We start from the raw sequence: 17,984 nt of genomic DNA, 5'->3' as shown, positions 1-17,984 counted from the left end.
TGCTCGCGTGGCTGACTGGGTGCCGACGGGTCAGCCGTGCACGTGCAGCGGCTTGCCGGCCAGGGCGAGGAACGCCTCGCCGAGGGCTTCTGTCTGGGTGGGGTGCGCGTGGATCAGCGGGGCCACGTCCTCCGGGAACGCCTCCCAGTTGTAGACCAGCTGGGCCTCGCCGATGAGCTCGCCGACGCGCTCGCCGACGAGGGTGATGCCGACGACCGGGCCGTCCGGCGCCTTGACCAGCTTCACGCCGCCGCTGGTCTTGAGGATCTGGCTCTTGCCGTTGCCGGCCAGGCTGTACAGGTAGGTGGTCGCGGAGCCGTACTTCTCCTTGGCCGCGGCCTCGGTCAGGCCGACCGAGGCGACCTCGGGGTTGCAGTACGTCACGCGTGGGATGCCGGCCTCGTCGATGACCCGCGGGTTCTGGCCGGCGATGTCCTCGGCCACGAAGATGCCCTGCTGGAAGCCGCGGTGGGCCAGCTGCAGGCCGGGCACGATGTCGCCGACCGCGTACACGCCGGGCAGGCTGGTGCGCAGCCGCTCGTCGGTGATGACGAAGCCGCGCTCCATCCGGACGCCGGCCTCCTCGTAGCCGTGGCCGGCGGTGTTCGGGCCGCGGCCGACGGCCACCAGCAGCAGGTCGGCGTCCAGCACGTCGCCGTTCTCCAGGCTGACCGACACGCCGGAGTCGTTCTGCGTGGCGCCGGTGAACTTCACGCCCGTCTTGAACTTGATGCCGCGCTTGCGGAAGGCGCGTTCCAGCTGCTTGGAGGCCCACTCGTCCTCGGCCGGGACCAGCCGCGGCAGCGCCTCGACGATGGTCACGTCGGCGCCGAAGGAGTTCCATACGCTGGCGAACTCGACGCCGATGACGCCGCCGCCGAGCACGACGACCTTCTCCGGGATCCAGTCCAGGTTGAGGGCCTGGTCGCTGGTGATGACCCGGCCGGTGATCTCCAGGCCGGGCAGGCTGCGGGCGTAGGAACCGGTGGCCAGCACCACGTTCTTGCCGGTGTAGCGGTTGCCGTCGACGACGACCGTGTTCGGGCCCTGGAAGGTGCCGGCGCCTTCGACGAGCGTGACCTTGTTGGCCTTCACCAGGCCCTGCAGGCCCTTGTAGAGGCCGCTGATCACGCCGTCCTTGTAGGAGTTCACGCCCGGCATGTCGATGCCCTCGAGCGAGCTCTTCACACCGAACTTGTCGCCCTCGCGGGCCGCGTCGGCGACCTCCGCCGCGTGCAGCAGCGCCTTGGTCGGGATGCAGCCGCGGTGCAGGCAGGTGCCCCCCAGCTTGTCCTTCTCGACCAGGATGACGGACAGGCCGAGCTCGGCCGCGCGGAAGGCGCAGGCGTAGCCGCCCGAGCCGCCGCCCAGGATCACAAGGTCGGCGGAGGTGTCGGTCACGGGATCTCCTCGACTGGCAACAGTGGCAATTCGTGGTCTGCGGGTTGACGCGCGCGTGTACGCGCGCGTCAACAGTGGCCATCTTGTCACTTCGCCGTCGCGGCTGCCCTGACCGGGGCAGGGATCGAGGGGGTTTCACACTCTTCGACCCCCGCGGCTGGCACGATTGACTTGAGACGTCCGATATGGGAGGAGGCGCCGGTGGGCCTGTTCGATCGTTTCCGCAGGACGGGGCGTCCAGGCGTGACCCGGGGCGCGACCTCGCACGACACCTCCCACCTGGAGGCGTGGGCGGCGTCGCACCGGGGTGTGGAGGCCTTCGTGGAGCCCCGGACCACGGTGACGGAGACCACTGTGGTGTTGGTCGCTCACGACGGCGAGTGGACCCGTCGGCGCATCGGCGACGAGCAGGCGGCGTTCCGGCTCGGCCGCAAGCTCGGGCTGCCGGTCTACGAGGTGAGCAAGGTCGGCTACCCGAAGCGCATGCGCGAGTACACCGCCCGCCAGCGCACCCGGTCCCGCCGTCAGGCCACCGACTGAACGGTCACCGGGAAGTTCACCGAGTTGGCGACGAAGCACAGGTGATGGGCTCTGTCGTGCAGCTCGGCCAGTTTCTCGTGGCCACTGTGGACGGTCACCTCGGGTCGTAGCGTCACGCTCGTGAACCGCCCGCCGCCGTCGGCGCTCTCGGCCATCGTGCCCACCGCGCGGTCCCGATAGGACGTGACCACGATGCCCGCGTCCGTGGCCAGGTGCAGGAACCAGAGCATGTGACACTGGGACAGCGAAGCCACCAGCAGCTCCTCGGGGTTGTAGCGGTCCCGGTCGCCCCGGAACGCCGGGTCGGCCGAGCCCGGGATCACCGGCTTGCCCGTCCCCGCGACCTCGTGGGCCCGTGAGTACTCCCGATACCCGGTGGTCGCCCCGGTCCAGCTCACTTCGACCTCGTACCCGTGCTCACGCATACGCCTTGTATACGCGCAACCCGGTGTCGGTGGGGGCGTCCACGGAATAGATCAACGTCCAGCCTGGGGGGAAAACATGAGCGAGTTGCCGACGCTGTCCGCCGTCCGGATCGAGGCGGACCGGGTGGTGCTGCGTGAGTCTCGCGAGGCCGATCGGGAACGGCTCATCGAGCTCCGGACCGACCCCGAGGTCGGTGCCTACATCGGCGGTCCGAGTTCGCGCGAGGCTGTCGAGCAGCGCATCCACGAGATCGGCATGGCCAACCTGACCAACGCGCCGGGCCTGTTCTGCATCGCCGACAAGGCCACCGACGGCTTCGTCGGCACGATCCAGCTCACCCGGTCCGCCGCCGACGAGCCTGGTCATCTCACCGACAACGCCGAGGAGCTGGAACTGGGCTACCTGCTGCACCGCGACGCCTGGGGCGCCGGACTGGCCTTCGAGGCCGCCACCGCCGTCCTGCGCGCGGCCGCGGCCGAACTCCCCGACCAGCCCGTCATCCTGCGGACCCAGACCGCCAACATGCGCTCGCTGCGCCTCGCCGACCGGCTGGGCTTCCGGACGGTCCGGACCTTCGAGTGGTGCGACGCCGACCAGACCCTGTCCGCCGCCGACCTGCACTCGTTCAAGGCCTGACACACCGCTTGGAAGGGGCCTTTCCTGACGTTCAACGTCAGGAAAGGCCCCTTCATGGCAGCGGTCAGCCGTTGGCGGCGATGTCGGCCAGCACGGCGGCGATGGTGCGGACCGGCACGCCGGTGCCGCCCTTGGTGGTGTAGCCGAAGGGGCCGCCGGTGTTGTAGGCCGGGCCGGCCACGTCGATGTGGGCCCACGGCAGGCCGGCCGGCACGAAGTCCTTCAGGAACAGGGCCGCGGCGAGCATGCCGCCCCAGCGGTGGCCGGTGACGTTGGCCAGGTCGGCGAGCCGGGAGTCGAGGTCGGAGCGCAGCTCCTCGGGCATCGGCATGGCCCAGCTGCCCTCGCCGACGGCGTTGCCGAGCTCGGCGACCCGGTCCCGGAACTCGTCGGTGCCCAGCACGCCGGCGGTGCGCTTGCCCAGCGCGACCACGGCGGCGCCGGTCAGGGTGGCGGTGTCGATCAGGTAGTCGGGGTTCTCCTCGCCGGCCCGCACGATCGCGTCGGCCAGGATCAGCCGGCCCTCGGCGTCGGTGTTGAGCACCTCGACGGTCTTGCCGCCGTACATGGTCAGCACGTCGCCGGGACGGTAGGCGTCGCCGGAGGGCATGTTCTCGACCATCGGCACCTGGGCGACGACCTCCAGCGGGTACTTCAGCTTGGCCGCCAGCACGACGCTGGCCACCACGGCCGCCGCGCCGCCCATGTCGGAAGTCATCTCGTCCATGCCGGCCGCCGGCTTGATCGAGATGCCGCCGGTGTCGAACGTGACGCCCTTGCCGACCAGGGCGACCTTCTTGCGGGCCTTGGGGCCCTTGTAGGCCAGCCGCACCAGGCGGGGCTGGCGGGCCGAGCCGCCGCCGACGCCGAGGATGCCGCCGAAGCCGCCCTTGCGCAGCGCCTTCTCGTCCAGCACCTCGACCTCGATGCCGTTGGCGTTGGCCAGCTCGACGGCCCGCTCGGCGAAGCTGCCCGGGTACAGGTCGTTGGGCGGGGTGTTCACCAGGTCGCGAGTGATGATCACGGCCTCGGCGATGGCGGTGTGCGCCTTGAGCGCCGCCTTGTGCTCCTTGGCCGTGCCTTCGGCCGGGCTGACGAGCTCGACCTTGGCCAGGGTGGCCGCGGCGGCCTCGGACTTGTACTGCGTGAAGGTGTACGAACCGAGCAGGGTGCCCTCGACGGCCGCGCCGAGGTCCACGGCGGACAGCGTGCTGGCCGCCTTCTTGGCCTTGCCCAGGGCCCGCGCCGCCGCGCCGGCCGCGCGCCGCACCTGCTCGGTGCCCACGCCGTGCTCGCCGGGCTTGCCCAGGCCGACCGCGATCAGCAGCGGGGCCGCGAGCTTGCCGCCGGTGGGCGCCTTCACGATCTCCTCGGCCTTGCCGCTCGCGCCGAGCACACCGAGCAGCGCGGGCAGGCCACCGTCGAACGCCGCGGCGACGGCGTCCGATCCCGGGGCCAGCTCGAGGCCGTCGGGACCCTGGACTGTGCCGATGACGACAACGTCCACGGCCAGAGCGACCAGGTCGCTGTCGGTCAGTGCTAGCTTCGGCGCGGTCACTTTTGGCTCCTCGACATCCTGCAGCGGTGGACAACTTGAAAACCGATGCTAACTACCGTGCCGTGAGCGTCATTCGACAGGTGGCTGCCGATCACAGGGCGCGTCTGAGAAGGTGGGCAGCGTGACACGCACGCTACGCCGGCAGCTTCCGGCGTCCGACACCGTGTTGCTCGGTGTCGGCGGGATGCTCGGCGCCGGCGTGTTCGCGGCTTTCGGCCCCGCGTCCGGCGTCGCCGGCAGCTACGCGCTGGTCGGTGTCGTGCTGGCGGCGCTGCTCGCGGCGTGCAGTGCGTTCTCCACCGCCGACCAGGCGCGAGCCTTTCCCGGTGACGGCGCCGGTTACCGCTACACCACGCAACTGCTCGGGCCGTGGCCCGGCCGGATGGCCGGCAGCGCGTCCATCGCCGGCCGGCTGGCCGCCGCGGCCGCCATCGCCGGCACGTTCGGGGCGTACGTCACGCCGTCGCGTCCACTGCTCGGGGCGCTGGCCGTGCTGGCGATCTCGGTGGCCCTGGACGTGGTCGGCTTTCGGCTCAACCGCGGCCTGAACTGGGCGGTCGTGTCCATTGTGGTCGTGATGCTGGCGCTGGTCGTGGCCACGTGCGCGGCCGTGCCGCCGCCCCCGATCACCAACGCCCCCGACGCCGACCAGCCGCTCGGGCTGCTGACCTCGGCCGGCATCCTGGTGTTCGCGTTCCTCGGCTTCGAGCGGATCACCGCGCCCGGCCTCGACGAGCCGTCCTTCACCGCCCGCCGGCTGCACCTGGCCATCCCGGTGTCCCTGGTGCTCGTGCTCGGCGTCTACCTGGCTGTCGGCTACGCGGCGTTCCGCCAGCTCGGTCCGACCCGGCTGGCGCTGTCGCCGGCCCCGCTGCTGGACGCCGTGGTTTCGGCCGACGGCCAGTGGATCGTGCCCCTGGTCACGGCCGGAGCCGCCGTCGCGACTGTCGCCGCGCTGCTGGGCGTGCTGTCGGGGGCGCGTCGCACCGTGACCACGGTGGCCAAGGCCCGCGACCTGCCGGCGGCACTCACGAGTGACCGCGCGGCCGGCTGGATCGGCGGCCTGGTGATCGCCGTGATGCTGATCGCGGTGCCGCCGTCGACGGCGATCGGCTTCGCCGCCTGCGCGATGCTGGCCTACTACGCGTTCACCAACGCCTCCGCGCGGATCCTGCTCAAGGAGGACCGCACCTGGCCGATGCGCACCGCGTGCTTCGGGCTGGGACTGTCCGTTCTGTACGGCATGACCATGCCGCCGTTCCTGCTCGCTACAACGATCGGGGTCGTTCTGCTCGGCTCCGCAGGGATGTCTCTGTACCGTCGAACGGTGTGACGAACGTATCGGCGATCTGGGCTCCGGGCGCCACCGCGCTGCTGCGGTTCCGCCGTCTCGACGGCACTCTCGGCCAGGTCCATCCGCTGTCCGTGCTGTCCGACGACGGGCGGGCGCTGGTCGGCTGGCTGCCCGCCGACACGCCGATCGTCGGCACCCGGCTGATCGGCGGCAAGGACCCGCGCGACGTGCCGATCGAGCAGCGGTTCACCATCGAGCGGGAGCGGTACCCGCACGTCTGGCACACCTCGGCCAACCTGCGCCTGGTCGAGGAGGACCGGTGGTCGAGCGTGTGGTGGTTCTTCAGCCGGGACTGGGAGTTCCAGGGCTGGTACGTGAACCTGGAGATCCCGCTGGGCCGCACCGCGTCCACTGTGGACCGGGTCGATGGCGCGCTGGACGTGGCCGTCGCGCCGGACCGCAGCTGGGCCTGGAAGGACGAGGACGAGGCCGACGAGAGCGTGCGGGCCGGGCGGTTCTCGGCCGAGCACCTGCGACTGCTGCGGGCCGAGGGGGAGCGGGTCATCGCGCTGGCCGAGGCCGGCCGCTTCCCGTTCGACGGCACGTGGACCGACTTCCGCCCGGACCCCGACTGGCCTGCGCCGACGCTGCCGGACGGCGACTACTGATGGTTGGACGTCCGATCTTTGGGACTGCGATTTTCTGACCGGCGAGTAGGCGTTAGCCTTCTGACATGACGCCAGGCACCCACTTCAGCCATGTCCCGCACCCGTCGCCGGCGACCCCGGAGCAGGTAGCGCGGGTACTGGCTTCGCCGGGCTTCGGACAGCACTTCACCGACCACATGGTGACGATCAGCTGGAATTCGGAGCAGGGCTGGCACGACCCGGTCGTGCGGCCCTACCAGTCGCTGGAGCTCGATCCGGCGGCGATGGTGCTGCACTACGGTCAGGCGATCTTCGAGGGACTCAAGGCCTACCGCCAGCCCGACGGCTCGCTGAAGTCGTTCCGGCCCGAGGCCAACGCCGAGCGGTTCCGCTCCTCGGCGCGCCGGCTGGCCATGCCCGAGCTGCCCGACGACCTGTTCCTGGGGTCGATCGAGGAGCTGCTGCGGGTGGACGGCCGCTGGGTGCCCGAGCAGGCCGAGGAGTCCCTCTACCTGCGGCCGTTCATGATCTCCACGGAGAAGGGCCTCGGCGTCCGGCCGGCCAAGGAGTACCTGTACGCGCTCATCGCCTCGCCCGCCGGCTCCTACTTTGCCGGCGGCCTCAAGCCGGTGAGCGTGTGGCTGTGCACCGAGTTCGTGCGGGCCGCCCCCGGCGGCACCGGCGCGGCCAAGTGCGCCGGCAACTACGCGGCCTCGCTGCAGGCCCAGGCCCAGGCCGCCGCGGAAGGCTGCGACCAGGTCGTGTGGCTGGACGCCATGGAGCGGCACTGGGTCGAGGAGATGGGCGGCATGAACCTGTTCTTCGTGTTCGGCTCCGGGGCCGAGGCGAAGGTGGTCACGCCGGAGCTGTCCGGCTCGCTGCTGCCCGGCATCACCCGTGACTCCATCCTCCAGGTCGCCGCCGACCTCGGCCACCCGGTCGAGGAGCGGCGGGTGTCCACCGAGGAATGGGAGAAGAAGGTCGGGACCGGCGAGCTGACCGAGGTGTTCGCCTGCGGCACCGCCGCCGTGATCACCCCCGTCGGCCGGGTCAAGCACGCCGACGGCGAGTTCCTCGTCAACGGCGGCGAGGCCGGCCCGGTGACCATGAAGCTGCGCGAGGCCCTCACCGGCATCCAGCGCGGCGGGGCCGACACCCACGGCTGGATGCGCACCTTCGCCTGACCTCCAGTCGACGCCCCGTGGGACCATGTCCTTGGTCCCACGGGGTTTTCGTCTGTCAGGGGGAACACATGGCCTTGTTCGACGCCGAGTACCACGCCGATCCGTACCCGGAGCACCGGCGGCTGCGCGAGCAGGCGCCCGCGCACAGGGTGACCATGCCCGACGGGCAGACGGCGTGGATCGTGACCCGGGCCGTCGACGTGCAGCGGCTGTTCGGCGATGCCCGGATGTCCATGGACAAGGCCAATTCCCGGGACGCCTACGTCGGTTTCTCGCTGCCGCCGGAGCTGGACGCCAACCTGCTCAGCCAGGACGGCGACAACCACCAGCGGCTGCGGCGGATCGTGTCCAAGGCCTTCACCGCCCGGCGCGTCGAGCTGATGACCGAGGGCATCCAGGCCGTGGCGACCCGCCTGGTGGACCGGATCGAGGGCCCCGCCGTCGACCTCGTGCCCTCGTTCGCCGCCCAGCTGCCGCTGCACGTGATCTCCGACCTGATCGGCGTGCCCGCGCAGGACCGTCAGGCGTTCGGCTCGTGGATCACCGCCATGTTCGCGCCCACCCAGCCCAGCGACGTCGTCGAGGGCGTGGCCAACCTGCAGAAGTTCATGCTGGAGCTGGTCGGCCGCCGCCGCACCGAACCCGGCGACGACCTGCTGTCGGCGATCATCCAAGCTCGTGACGAGCAGGACCGGATGACCGAGAACGAGTTGGTGTCGCTGGCTTTCCTGCTCCTGCTGGCCGGTGTGGAGAACGTCGCCCACGTCATCGTCAACGGCGTGCTGGCCCTGGTCGAGGATCCCTCGCTGCGCGCACCCGCCCGGCTGCCCGAGGTCGTCGAGGAACTGCTCCGCCACGCGCCGCCGCTGCCGTTCGCCATCCGCCGCTTCCCGCTGGAGGACATCGATGTCGATGGCGTGACCATTCCCGCCGGCTCCACCGTCTACCTCGGCGTCATGTCCGCCAACCGCGACCCCTCCCGGTTCGCGTCCCCGGACTCCTTCGACCCTTCGCGGCCCGCCCAGCACTTCACCTTCGGCCACGGTCCGCACTACTGCCTCGGCGCCCCCTTGGCCCGCCTGGAAACCCGCATTGCCCTGGAGACCCTGTTCGACCGGCACCCCGACCTGCGCATCGCCGTCCCGGTCGGCGATCTCCCGTGGCGCAGCTCCTTCCGCTCCCACGCCCTGAAGTCCCTGCCGGTGAACCTCGCGAGTCCCGCTCTCGGGCAAGCGAATGTCGAGTTCGGGCACTAATCCACGATGGTGTCGACCAGGTCGCCAATGGCCGCCTCGCGGGTGCTGCCGGTGGGCCACAGGGCCTCGTAGCGGATGCGGACCGGTTCGCCGCGGAAGTGGACCGGGCGGGTGCGCGAAGGGTGCCGGAAGCGGGAGCGGGGCAGGACGGCGGCGCCGAGGCCGAGGCCGGCCCAGTCCTCGACGCTGCGGTAGCTGTCGGCCACGCCGGGGTACGGGGCGAGGGCGGCGCCGGCGCTGGTGAACAGGGCCCGGATGAAGGTGTTGAGGCCACAGGACTCGCCGACCATCACCAGCGACTGGTCGGCCAGCTCGGTCAGCTCGACCGGCCGGTCATCGTCCGGTGTGGACAGTGTGGATCCCGGGCGGTAGCGCAGTTCCTCGCTGTCGATCTCACATCGACGCAGCGACGGGTCGGTGGCCGTCACGGCGGGGACGAGGATGACGTCGAGCTCGCGGGCGAGGAGACCGGCCCGCAGGCCGGCCAGGTCATCCTCCCGGAGCACCAGGGCGGCGGGGCCGCGGCCGCGGGTGGCCTGGAAGGCGCGGCCGATCAGTTCGGGCCGGATCAGCGGTGAGACGCCCAGTCGCAGCGGTTGGGCGTCGGCCTCGGTGGCGGCGCGGGCTTCGCCCAGCAGCGAGCCGAGGGAGCCGAGCACGTCGTGCAGGTGCGGCATGATCCGCTTGGCCAGCGGCGTGAGGGCGACGCCGGTGGTGGACCGGACGAACAGGGCGCCGCCGAGAGTCCGTTCCAACGCCACGATGCCCCGCGAGAGCGACGGCTGGGTGACGCCCAGCGCGGCCGCCGCGGCCGAGAACGAGCCCAGGTCGGCCGCCGCTCGGACGTAGTGCAGCTGCGTGACCCTGACCGTGTCGCCATGCATGGCGGTTATGGCGGTCATGCTCCGATTCCCACTTCCGCGTCCCAAATCCGCACGTCAACATCGTAATCGGCGGGCAAGGGCCGGGACGGGCATGAACAACGGGAGTGGGATCGTGGAGGGTCACGAGGTGGTCGTGATCGGCGCCGGCATCGCCGGGCTGGCCGCGACCGCCGCGCTGGTCGATCGGGGTGTGGACGTGGTCTGCGTCGAGGCACGGGACCGGCCGGGCGGCCGGCTGCTGTCGGCCGGGCCGCTGGACCTGGGGGCGACCTGGTTCTGGCCGGGGGAGCGGCGGGTGCGGGACTTGGTGGAGCGCACCGGCATCGCCGTGTTCGACCAGCATCTGACCGGCGACGCCGTGTACGAGAGCCCCACCGCGGTGAACCGCGTGAAAGGGAACTCGATCGACGTGCCGGCCTTTCGCTACGTGGACGGTGCCGCGAGCCTCGCCACTGCGCTGGCGACCAAAGTGCCGCTGCGGTTCGGAGCCCCGGTCACAGCTGTCAGTGCCGACCCCGCGGGCCTGCGAGTCACCACGTCCGAGGCCGTGTTCCGCGCCCAGCACGTGATCATGGCCGTGCCACCTGCCCTGGCGGTGTCGTTCGCCGGCGACGCACTGTCGCCGGAGCTCATGCGCCTGGCCGCGAAGACGCCGGTGTGGATGGGCGCGGTCACCAAGGTCGTCGTCCGGTACGCCGAACCGTTCTGGCGTGAGCAGGGACTGGCCGGCGCGGCGATCAGCATGGTGGGCCCGCTGCGGGAGATCCACGACATGTCCGGTCCCGGCGGCAACCCGGCGGCGTTGTTCGGCTTCGCCGTTGGCGAGGTCTCGGCGCAGGCCGCCGTCGCGCAACTCGTGCGCCTGTACGGAAATCGCGCCGCATCGCCCGAGCAGGTGCACATTCAGGACTGGAGCCGGGAGCCGTGGACGTCCCCGCCGGACGTCCACGCTCGTGCCGACTACTCCTGGTTCGGGCATCCGCTCTACACCCGCCCGGCCGCGGACGGCCGTCTGCACTGGGCTTCCACCGAAACCGCGACCGCGTTCGCCGGCCACGTCGAAGGCGCACTGGCGGCCAGCGTTCGCGCCGTCGCCGCCACAACCGGAAACAGGTGACACATGTTCGATGTGACGGAGTTGCTCGTCGAGTACGACCGGGCCCGCGCCTACACCGACGAGCTCTGGCGGGACCTGCGGTCCGACGAGCTGTTGTGGCGGCCCAGCGAGGATTCCAGCGCCATCGGCTGGCATCTGGGGCATCAGGCCCATGTCGCCCACTTCATGGTGCGCAACCTCACCGCCGCTGAGCCCAGCCCCGACCCCGAGCTCGACGCCCTGATGGACTCCGCCACGCCCGAACGGTCCCGGGGCGTGCTGCCGGAGATCCGCCGGCTCGCCGACTTCCGGGCCACCGTCGCCGACCGCGTGCACGCCCGCATGCTCGACATCGCCGGCCACCGGGTCGGCGCCCCGGCCCAGCTCGACATCGTCGCTCGGCACCTGCTCACCACGCTGATCAACCACGAGTACCAGCACGACAAGTGGATCGGCGAGGTCCGCAGCCGCGACCTCGGCCACGCCCTGCCCGCCGACCCGGATTCCGACCGCGTCACCCTCGTCGACGGCTACCTCATGGTGTGCGAGGTCCCCGCGTGATCGACGTGCTCGCCTCGCCCGTGGCCCAATCCCTGCTCCACTCCCGCATTCCCGCCCGGCTCGGCTACCTCGACCCCGCCGGCGCTCCCCGTGTCGTTCCCGTCTGGTTTCACTGGGACGGAACGCACATCGTCCTCGGTACCTTTCCGCGCAGCTCGAAGCTCAAGGCGCTGCGCGACGGCTCCCTCGTCGCCGTCAGCATCGACTCGGAAACCTATCCGTACCAAGGGCTTCAGCTCCGCGGTCCGGTGACTCTGACCCCGACCGCCGGCCTCGTCCCGGAATACGTCACCGCCGCCCGCCGCTACCTCGACCCAGCCGAAGCCGACCAGTTCCTGTCCCGCCTTGGTGACCGTCCCATGGTCCGCATCACCCTGCATGTCCAGCACGCGCACCTGCTGGACATGCGGGCTTAGAAAGCGCAGACCACCAGCACGACTGTGGTGGCGAGTTCGCAGGCGGCGCCGAGGACGTCGCCGGTGATGCCGCCGAAGCGGCGGCGCACATGGGAAAGCAGGAGCAGCACGAGGGCGGTGGCGATCAACACGCCGATGGGGCCGAGCCAGGGCTTGCCGGGCACGGCGAACAATCCGGCGACCAGGGCCATGACCGTCCACAGTAGAGGGACAAGCAAAGGCTGGGAGCCGGAGACCAAGGCGCCCAGGCCCTCGGGGCGGGCGGCGGGGACGGAACGCCGGCAACACCAGGAGAAGGCGACTCGGCCGGAGAAGACGGCCAGCAGCACGGCGGGCCAGGGGAGGATGCCGAAGCAGACGGCCTGGAGGCCGAGGCCGACGATGAGCACGACGACGGCGAAGGGGCCGGCGCCGCCGGACTTCATGATCTCCAGGGCGCGGGCGGGAGGGCCGTAGCAGCCGAGGCCGTCGGCGGTGTCGGCGAGGCCGTCGAGGTGCATGCCCCGGGTGAGCAGGGCCAACAGACCGACGGTGAGCAGGCCGGCCAACATTCCAGGCGCACCCAGAAAGACGGTGCCCCAGGACAAAGCGGCGGCCAGGGCCCCGAGCAGCAGGCCGACGAGCGGGGCCAGGGCGATGGCACGGGCGGCGACTCGCCGGTCGACGGTGGACGGCCCGGGAACGGGCAGGACCGTCAGCCACGACACGGCGAGCCGAAGCCCGGACACGGTTACGACGGCGTGCTCGCGGTGTCCTCGGACCGCTCGGAAACGCCGGCGTCGCCGAAGGTGGCCATGTCGGTGAGGATCCGAGCGGCCATGGTGAGCAAGGGCAGCGCGGCGGCGGCGCCGGAGCCCTCGCCCAGGCGCATGTTGAGGTCGATGATGGGCGTCAAACCCAGGTGCCCCAGGACAAAGCCGTGGGCGGGCTCGACGGAGCGGTGCCCGGCGACCCACCAGTGCCGGGAGCCGGGAGCCAGGTCCTCGGCGACCATGGCGGCGGCTCCGACGACGAGGCCGTCGAGCACGACGGGGGTGCGCCGGACGGCGGCCTGCGCGAGGAATCCGGCCATGGCGGCGAGGTCGGCGCCGCCGGCGGTGCGCAGCAGGGCCACGGGATCGCCGGAGACCTTGCGGGCCCGGCGCAGCGCGTCCCGGATGGCGGCGGTCTTGCGCATCCAGGCGCTGTCGTCGATGCCGGTGCCGCGGCCGACGACGGCCACGGGCTCCTCGCCGGTCAGGGCGGCGACGATGACGGCGGCCGGGGTGGTGTTGCCGATGCCCATGTCGCCGGCGATGAGCAGGTCAGCCCCGCCGTCGACCTCCTCGTCGGCGATGGCCATGCCGGCGGCGACGGCCTGACGGGCCTCGTCCTCGGTGAGGGCGTCCTCACGGTCGATGGACCCGGAGGACCGCCGCACCTTGAACTTGCTGACCTGGTCGGGGGTGTCGGCGTCGACGGCCATGTCGACGACCCGCACGGTCGCCCCGGACACGCCGGACAGCACGTTGATCGCGGCCCCGCCGGTCATGAAGTTGGCGACCATCTGCCCCGTGACCTCGGGCGGATACGCGGACACGCCGCTGCGGGCCACGCCGTGGTCACCGGCGAACACCACGACCCGGGACCGGGTGAACGGCCGCGGCGGGCACTTGCCCTGACACGCGGCGATCCACACACCGAGCTCCTCCAGCCGGCCCAGCGACCCGGCGGGCTTGGTCAGCCGCTCGTGCCGGGCGGCCGCCTCCCGTCGCGCGGTCGGGTCCGGCGGATCCACGGCGGGGAACTCGATGCTCGTCACCACAAGATCCTTTCACTTCACCCGGAGCGGCAGGCCGGCCACGAGCAGCAGCACCTCGTCGCACGCCTGCGCGAGCCTCGCGTTCAGCGAGCCCAGCTCATCGCGGAACAGCCTGCCAGAGCGGGTCGCGGGCACCACGCCCAACCCGACCTCGGCCGACACCAGCACCAGCGGACCCTCGCGCCGCAGCACGGCGTCGACCAGCGCGTCACACCGCAGGCGGGCCTCGTCCAGCGGCCCCTCCCAGGCCCCGGTGTCGTCCAGCACGCCGGTGAGCCACGTCGCGAGATCGTCGACGAGCACCGTGCCGGGCACGTCGGACAGCACCGCCGGCAGGTCGGAGGTCTCGACCGTGGACCACGTCGACGGACGCCGGGCCACGTGCTTGGCGATCCGCTCCTGCCAGTCCTGATCGGACGGATCCCGGCGGGCGGTCGCGACATAGGTGACCGAGCCCGAGGCGAGACCTTCGGCATGCGCCGACTTGCCGGAGCGGGCGCCTCCGAGCACCAGAGTCCGTGACGTCACGGGCCGGACGTTACCGTCTGCGCATGGCGTTGCGATGGCACTACCAGGACGACGACGGCGTGGACGTGACCGGCCCGGACGTCACCTTCGACGACCAGACCGCCGCCGAGGACTGGCTCAGCGCCACCTGGACCGACCTCGCGGAGATCGACATCACCCAGGTCACGCTGCTCGACGGCGACGAGGTCGTCTACGGGCCGATGAGCCTCAAGCCCTAGCTCACGGGCTCTGGGTCAGCATCGGGTCAGTGCGGACGTGGCCCTCCAGGACCTTGTCGATCTGCTCCAGGATCGACGCGTCCAGCTTCACCCCGGCCGCCTTGACGTTCTCCGCGACCTGCTCGGGCCGGCTGGCGCCGATGATCGCCGAGGCCACGTTCGGGTTCTGCAGCACCCAGGCCACGGCCAGCTGGGCCAGCGACAGGTCGACCTCGGCGGCGATCGGCTTGAGCTGCTGGACCTTCTCCAGCACCTCGTCCAGCAGCAGCCGGGAGATGACGTTCTTGCCGCTGGCGTCGGTGGCCCGGGAGCCCTCGGGCACCGGCTGGCCGGGCAGGTACTTGCCGGTCAGCACGCCCTGGGCGATCGGCGAGAACACGATCTGGGAGATGCCCTCGCGCTCGCTGGTCGGCACGATCTGCGGCTCGATGACCCGGTGCAGCATGTTGTACTGCGGCTGGTTGGAGATGAAGGGCACCTTCAGCTCGCGGGCGATGGCCGCGCCGCGGGTGATCTGGTCGGCGGTCCACTCGGAGACGCCGATGTAGAGGGCCTTGCCCTGGCGCACGATGTCGGCGAAGGCCAGGAACGTCTCCTCCAGCGGCACAGTCCGGTCGAACCGGTGCGCCTGGTAGACGTCCACGTAGTCGGTGCCGAGCCGGCCCAGCGAGCCGTTGATCGACTCCAGGATGTGCTTGCGGCCCAGGCCGCGGTCGTTGGGGCCGCCGGGGCCGGTCGGCCAGAACACCTTGGTCAGGATCTCCAGGCTCTCTCGGCGCTGCCCCTTGAGCGCCTGGCCCAGGACCGACTCGGCCTTGGTGTTGGCGTACACGTCGGCCGTGTCGAAGGTGGTGATCCCCGCGTCGAGGGCGGCGTGCACGCACTTGACGGCCTGATCCTGCTCGATCTGGGAGCCGTGGGTGATCCAGTTGCCGTACGAGATCTCACTTACCGACAGGCCGCTGCGGCCCAGGCGTCGAAACTCCATGACCGGAGCCTAGACCTAGTTAGTTTGAACAGCTAATTAGCTCAGGCGTTCGTCACGCCTCGACGGCCTCGCCCGGGCGCACCCGCGGCCGCGGCACCCGCAGCTTGCGCACCTGGCTGGCCCGGGTGAACGTGTACCAGATCAGGCTGGCCGCCCCGATGGACTCCTTGGGGAACTTGGCCCGGGCCAGCCGGGTGGCCAGCCGGCCCAGCATGATCGCCTCGACCACCATGGCCAGCAGGAACACCAGGCAGGCCAGCATCACGTACTCCTGCACCGGCAGCGTCGGCACCGCGATCTGCAGGAAGTACGAGGCCAGCACCAGGATGGCCAGCGGCATGAACAGGCCCATGAGGTTGCGCCGGGAGTCGATCACGTCCCGCACGTACGCCTTGACCGGGCCGCGGTCCTTGGGCATGAGGTAGCGCTCGTCGCCGGACATCATCCGCTCGCGACGCTCGCGCTGCTCGGTGTTGCGCTCCTCGCGGGTCATCTTCGGGCGCAGCTCGCGGTTGCGCTTCATGGCCTCGCGCTGGGTGCGGGGCGGCGGCGGCACGGGGCCGCGGCGGTGCGCCTCGGCGTCCCGGCGCTTGGGAGTCACCTTGCCCTTGGGCGCAGTCTGCCCCTTCGCCATCTCCGCGGTGGGAGCGACGTCCACCGCTCCGTCCTCGGTGGCGGCGTCGTCGGCTGAGTTGCGGCGCAAGAACCTCACGTCACCAGGGTAAGCCAGACCACCAGAGGTAGCTTCAGCGCATGCGCGTACTCGTCGCACCTGACTGTTTCGGCGGCACGTTGACCGCACTTGAGGCCGCCGAGGCCATCGCCGCCGGCTGGCGGCGAACCGCGCCCGCCGATGAACTGCTGCTGCGTCCGCTGGCCGACGGCGGCCCCGGCTTCGTGGAGGTGCTGCACGGCGCGCTCGGCGGCGAGGTGCACGAGGCCCGGGTGACCGGTCCGCTCGGGCATCCGGTCACCGCCCGGTGGCTGGCCCACGACGGCACCGCCTACATCGAGTCGGCGCAGGCGTGCGGACTGCACCTGACCGACCGCCGCGACCCGGAGACGTCCACCACCTACGGCGTGGGCGAGCTGATCGCGGCGGCCCGTGAGGCCGGTCTCACCAAGGCGGTCGTGGGGCTCGGCGGCTCCGGCACCACCGACGGCGGCGCGGGGATGATCCGGGCCCTCGGCGGCCACGTGACCGATGACACAGGCAATCCGATCGGGTCCGGCGGGACGGATCTGGCCCGGGCCGAGGTGGTCGAGCTGCCGGCCGTCGGTATCACCCTCGTCGCAGCCTCCGACGTGGAGAACCCGCTGCTCGGACGGCACGGCGCGGCGCGCACCTTCGGCCCGCAGAAGGGCGCGGACCCGGCGGCCGTGGAGCGCCTGGAGGCGGGGCTCACGACGTGGGCGGAGGTGCTCAGGACCGCCGGCCAGGACGTCAGGGACAGCCCCGGAGCCGGTGCCGCCGGCGGTCTGGGAGCCGGGCTGCTGGCGCTGGGAGCCGAGTTCACGTCGGGATCGGCGCTGGTCAGGACGCTGACCCGGCTGGACGAGGCGCTGGACCAGGCCCGGCTGGCGATCACCGGCGAGGGCAGCTTCGACTGGCAGTCGCTGCGCGGGAAGCTGATCACCGCGGTCGCCGCCGGCGCGGCCGACCGGGGCATCGCGTGCCTGGTGCTGGCCGGCCAGGTCAGCGTGGGCCGGCGGGAGGCCGGGGCGGTCGGTGTCGAGCAGTCGTACGCGGTGGCCGAGCACGCCGGCTCGGTGGCCGCCGCGATGGCCGACCCGGCCGGCGCCCTGGCCGCGCTGGCGGCCGATGTCGCCGGCCAGTGGTCGCGGGCAAATGGCCGCTGACCTGTGTCACCATGGGAGTGGAATGAACGTCGACCCGTTCTGCGTTGCATGTCGTAGGACAGGAATACGCAGGACGTCGAGGGAGAGCCATGACCGTCCAGGACACCGCCTCGCAGGGCGCGCAGACCGAGGAGCAGACGCACGGCGTCGTGCTCACCGACAACGCCGCCAGCAAGGCCAAGGCGCTGCTTGACCAGGAAGGACGCGATGACATGCACCTGCGCATCGCCGTCCAGCCCGGTGGCTGTGCGGGTCTGCGCTACCAGCTGTTCTTCGACGAGCGCAGCCTCGACGGCGACCTACTCCGCGACTTCAACGGCCTCAAGGTGGCCGTGGACCGGATGAGCGCGCCGTACCTGCAGGGCGCCACCATCGACTTCGTGGACACGATCGAGAAGCAGGGCTTCACGATCGACAACCCGAACGCGGGCGGCTCGTGCGCCTGCGGCGACTCGTTCCACTGATCGTCGGTCTCGGGAAGGGCCGTCCCGCTGGGGCGGCCCTTCCGCCGTGTTCAGTAGTCGTCGAGACCGTTGACCTGGGCCACGCAGGCCTCGTCCACCCGCCATGGCGCGGCCGCGCGGGGCGCTGGCAGCGGGAGTACGCGCTGCTTGAGGGCACCGGGGATGTCGGCGCAGTCGTCGATGAGCTGATCAAGTGAAACTGGCTCTGGGGCGGTCACAACCCGAC

General features: G+C 71.4%; 22 protein-coding genes. 12 read left to right on the top strand and 10 right to left on the bottom strand.

The features are described from left to right. Positions 1-30: 30 nt before the first annotated feature. On the bottom strand, positions 31-1,401 hold the full coding sequence (gene lpdA, locus JJ691_RS27755) for a dihydrolipoyl dehydrogenase (RefSeq protein ID WP_211762561.1): 1,371 nt from the start codon (positions 1,399-1,401) through the stop codon (positions 31-33). Between the two features lie 201 nt (positions 1,402-1,602). Here lpdA and JJ691_RS27750 point away from each other — a divergent pair, with 201 nt between their 5' ends. Further along, a complete protein-coding gene (locus JJ691_RS27750) occupies positions 1,603-1,941 on the top strand; it encodes an oxidoreductase (protein ID WP_211762560.1) in 339 nt (112 codons plus the stop codon). Here JJ691_RS27750 and JJ691_RS27745 read toward each other — a convergent pair. Next, entirely contained in the window at positions 1,926-2,366 is a 441-nt protein-coding gene (locus tag JJ691_RS27745; RefSeq protein WP_211762559.1) for an OsmC family protein, read from the bottom strand. The two genes, JJ691_RS27750 and JJ691_RS27745, sit on opposite strands and share 16 nt — an antisense overlap. Before the next feature lie 76 nt (positions 2,367-2,442). Here JJ691_RS27745 and JJ691_RS27740 point away from each other — a divergent pair, with 76 nt between their 5' ends. Next, on the top strand, positions 2,443-3,003 hold the full coding sequence (locus JJ691_RS27740; protein WP_211762558.1) for a GNAT family N-acetyltransferase: 561 nt from the start codon (positions 2,443-2,445) through the stop codon (positions 3,001-3,003). Positions 3,004-3,067: 64 nt separating this feature from the next. Here the strand turns inward: JJ691_RS27740 and JJ691_RS27735 are convergent, their stop codons facing one another. Next, a complete protein-coding gene (locus JJ691_RS27735) occupies positions 3,068-4,561 on the bottom strand; it encodes a leucyl aminopeptidase (protein WP_211762557.1) in 1,494 nt (497 codons plus the stop codon). Positions 4,562-4,682: 121 nt separating this feature from the next. On the opposite strand from JJ691_RS27735, the gene JJ691_RS27730 reads away from it, so the two are divergent. The 4 genes from JJ691_RS27730 (at position 4,683) to JJ691_RS27715 (ending at position 8,942) form a co-directional block, all read left to right on the top strand. After that, positions 4,683-5,894, top strand: a complete 1,212-nt coding sequence (locus JJ691_RS27730; protein WP_211762556.1) for an APC family permease — start codon at positions 4,683-4,685, stop codon at positions 5,892-5,894. Next, positions 5,891-6,523, top strand: a complete 633-nt coding sequence (locus JJ691_RS27725; protein WP_249227057.1) for a DUF402 domain-containing protein — start codon at positions 5,891-5,893, stop codon at positions 6,521-6,523. The genes JJ691_RS27730 and JJ691_RS27725 overlap by 4 nt, the downstream gene beginning before the upstream one ends. Positions 6,524-6,588: 65 nt before the next feature. Then, the gene (locus tag JJ691_RS27720; RefSeq protein ID WP_211762555.1) at positions 6,589-7,686 is read left to right on the top strand and encodes a branched-chain amino acid aminotransferase; all 1,098 of its coding nucleotides are present in this window, start codon (positions 6,589-6,591) and stop codon (positions 7,684-7,686) included. Between the two features lie 68 nt (positions 7,687-7,754). Continuing rightward, entirely contained in the window at positions 7,755-8,942 is a 1,188-nt protein-coding gene (locus JJ691_RS27715) for a cytochrome P450 family protein (RefSeq protein ID WP_211762554.1), read from the top strand. On the opposite strand, the gene JJ691_RS27710 is transcribed toward JJ691_RS27715, so the two are convergent. Further along, positions 8,939-9,844: a LysR family transcriptional regulator gene (locus JJ691_RS27710; RefSeq protein WP_211762553.1), complete on the bottom strand. Its 906-nt coding sequence runs from the start codon at positions 9,842-9,844 to the stop codon at positions 8,939-8,941. The two genes, JJ691_RS27715 and JJ691_RS27710, sit on opposite strands and share 4 nt — an antisense overlap. 94 nt (positions 9,845-9,938) lie before the next feature. On the opposite strand from JJ691_RS27710, the gene JJ691_RS27705 reads away from it, so the two are divergent. The 3 genes from JJ691_RS27705 to JJ691_RS27695 are packed head-to-tail and all read left to right on the top strand — an operon-like array spanning position 9,939 to position 11,899. Next, positions 9,939-10,943, top strand: coding sequence for a flavin monoamine oxidase family protein (locus JJ691_RS27705; RefSeq protein ID WP_211762552.1), 1,005 nt, complete (start codon positions 9,939-9,941; stop codon positions 10,941-10,943). Positions 10,944-10,946: 3 nt separating this feature from the next. Beyond that, positions 10,947-11,483, top strand: a complete 537-nt coding sequence (locus JJ691_RS27700; RefSeq protein WP_211762551.1) for a DinB family protein — start codon at positions 10,947-10,949, stop codon at positions 11,481-11,483. Further along, positions 11,480-11,899, top strand: coding sequence for a pyridoxamine 5'-phosphate oxidase family protein (locus JJ691_RS27695; RefSeq protein WP_211762550.1), 420 nt, complete (start codon positions 11,480-11,482; stop codon positions 11,897-11,899). Before JJ691_RS27700 ends, JJ691_RS27695 begins: the two co-directional genes overlap by 4 nt. Here the strand turns inward: JJ691_RS27695 and JJ691_RS27690 are convergent. From JJ691_RS27690 to JJ691_RS27680, 3 genes are read right to left on the bottom strand one after another with little or no spacing between them, the layout of a single operon-like run. Then, positions 11,896-12,627, bottom strand: coding sequence for an adenosylcobinamide-GDP ribazoletransferase (locus JJ691_RS27690; RefSeq protein ID WP_211762549.1), 732 nt, complete (start codon positions 12,625-12,627; stop codon positions 11,896-11,898). The genes JJ691_RS27695 and JJ691_RS27690 overlap by 4 nt on opposite strands. Before the next feature lie 2 nt (positions 12,628-12,629). After that, positions 12,630-13,700 (bottom strand): nicotinate-nucleotide--dimethylbenzimidazole phosphoribosyltransferase, encoded by a 1,071-nt coding sequence (gene cobT, locus JJ691_RS27685; RefSeq protein WP_249227056.1) that lies wholly within the window; start codon positions 13,698-13,700, stop codon positions 12,630-12,632. Between the two features lie 12 nt (positions 13,701-13,712). Then, the gene (locus tag JJ691_RS27680; RefSeq protein WP_211762547.1) at positions 13,713-14,228 is read right to left on the bottom strand and encodes a bifunctional adenosylcobinamide kinase/adenosylcobinamide-phosphate guanylyltransferase; all 516 of its coding nucleotides are present in this window, start codon (positions 14,226-14,228) and stop codon (positions 13,713-13,715) included. Positions 14,229-14,251: 23 nt separating this feature from the next. On the opposite strand from JJ691_RS27680, the gene JJ691_RS27675 reads away from it, so the two are divergent. After that, a complete protein-coding gene (locus JJ691_RS27675; RefSeq protein WP_211762546.1) occupies positions 14,252-14,446 on the top strand; it encodes a hypothetical protein in 195 nt (64 codons plus the stop codon). A 1-nt stretch (position 14,447) separates the two neighbouring features. Here JJ691_RS27675 and JJ691_RS27670 read toward each other — a convergent pair whose 3' ends face one another. Both JJ691_RS27670 and JJ691_RS27665 read right to left on the bottom strand, forming a co-directional pair. Continuing rightward, positions 14,448-15,434 carry an aldo/keto reductase family protein gene (locus JJ691_RS27670; protein ID WP_211762545.1) on the bottom strand — a complete coding sequence of 329 codons (987 nt, stop codon included), beginning with the start codon at positions 15,432-15,434 and terminating at the stop codon, positions 14,448-14,450. A 52-nt stretch (positions 15,435-15,486) separates the two neighbouring features. Next, entirely contained in the window at positions 15,487-16,146 is a 660-nt protein-coding gene (locus JJ691_RS27665) for a DUF3043 domain-containing protein (protein ID WP_211762544.1), read from the bottom strand. 41 nt (positions 16,147-16,187) lie between these two features. On the opposite strand from JJ691_RS27665, the gene JJ691_RS27660 reads away from it, so the two are divergent. Beyond that, positions 16,188-17,294, top strand: a complete 1,107-nt coding sequence (locus JJ691_RS27660) for a glycerate kinase family protein (RefSeq protein ID WP_211762543.1) — start codon at positions 16,188-16,190, stop codon at positions 17,292-17,294. 89 nt (positions 17,295-17,383) lie between these two features. Then, entirely contained in the window at positions 17,384-17,758 is a 375-nt protein-coding gene (locus tag JJ691_RS27655) for a HesB/IscA family protein (RefSeq protein ID WP_211762542.1), read from the top strand. A 50-nt stretch (positions 17,759-17,808) separates the two neighbouring features. Here the strand turns inward: JJ691_RS27655 and JJ691_RS27650 are convergent, their stop codons facing one another. After that, positions 17,809-17,976 carry a hypothetical protein gene (locus JJ691_RS27650; RefSeq protein WP_211762541.1) on the bottom strand — a complete coding sequence of 56 codons (168 nt, stop codon included), beginning with the start codon at positions 17,974-17,976 and terminating at the stop codon, positions 17,809-17,811. Positions 17,977-17,984 lie beyond the last annotated feature (8 nt).

It is taken from the genome of Kutzneria sp. CA-103260, from assembly GCF_018263855.1.
Lineage (GTDB): Bacteria > Actinomycetota > Actinomycetes > Mycobacteriales > Pseudonocardiaceae > Kutzneria.
The sequence above is the reverse complement of the archived record's forward strand: the minus strand, read 5'-3'. Positions and strand labels throughout refer to the sequence as shown.

Excerpts from the sequence above, each read along its gene's own strand:
- JJ691_RS27745 (WP_211762559.1), bottom strand. The coding sequence starts at position 2,366 with ATGCGTGAGCACGGGTACGAGGTCGAAGTGAGCTGGACCGGGGCGACC.
- JJ691_RS27710 (WP_211762553.1), bottom strand. The coding sequence starts at position 9,844 with ATGACCGCCATAACCGCCATGCATGGCGACACGGTCAGGGTCACGCAG.
- JJ691_RS27720 (WP_211762555.1), top strand. The coding sequence starts at position 6,589 with ATGACGCCAGGCACCCACTTCAGCCATGTCCCGCACCCGTCGCCGGCG.
- JJ691_RS27740 (WP_211762558.1), top strand. The coding sequence starts at position 2,443 with ATGAGCGAGTTGCCGACGCTGTCCGCCGTCCGGATCGAGGCGGACCGG.
- JJ691_RS27655 (WP_211762542.1), top strand. The coding sequence starts at position 17,384 with ATGACCGTCCAGGACACCGCCTCGCAGGGCGCGCAGACCGAGGAGCAG.
- JJ691_RS27700 (WP_211762551.1), top strand. The coding sequence starts at position 10,947 with ATGTTCGATGTGACGGAGTTGCTCGTCGAGTACGACCGGGCCCGCGCC.
- JJ691_RS27675 (WP_211762546.1), top strand. The coding sequence starts at position 14,252 with ATGGCGTTGCGATGGCACTACCAGGACGACGACGGCGTGGACGTGACC.
- JJ691_RS27670 (WP_211762545.1), bottom strand. The coding sequence starts at position 15,434 with ATGGAGTTTCGACGCCTGGGCCGCAGCGGCCTGTCGGTAAGTGAGATC.
- JJ691_RS27660 (WP_211762543.1), top strand. The coding sequence starts at position 16,188 with ATGCGCGTACTCGTCGCACCTGACTGTTTCGGCGGCACGTTGACCGCA.
- JJ691_RS27715 (WP_211762554.1), top strand. The coding sequence starts at position 7,755 with ATGGCCTTGTTCGACGCCGAGTACCACGCCGATCCGTACCCGGAGCAC.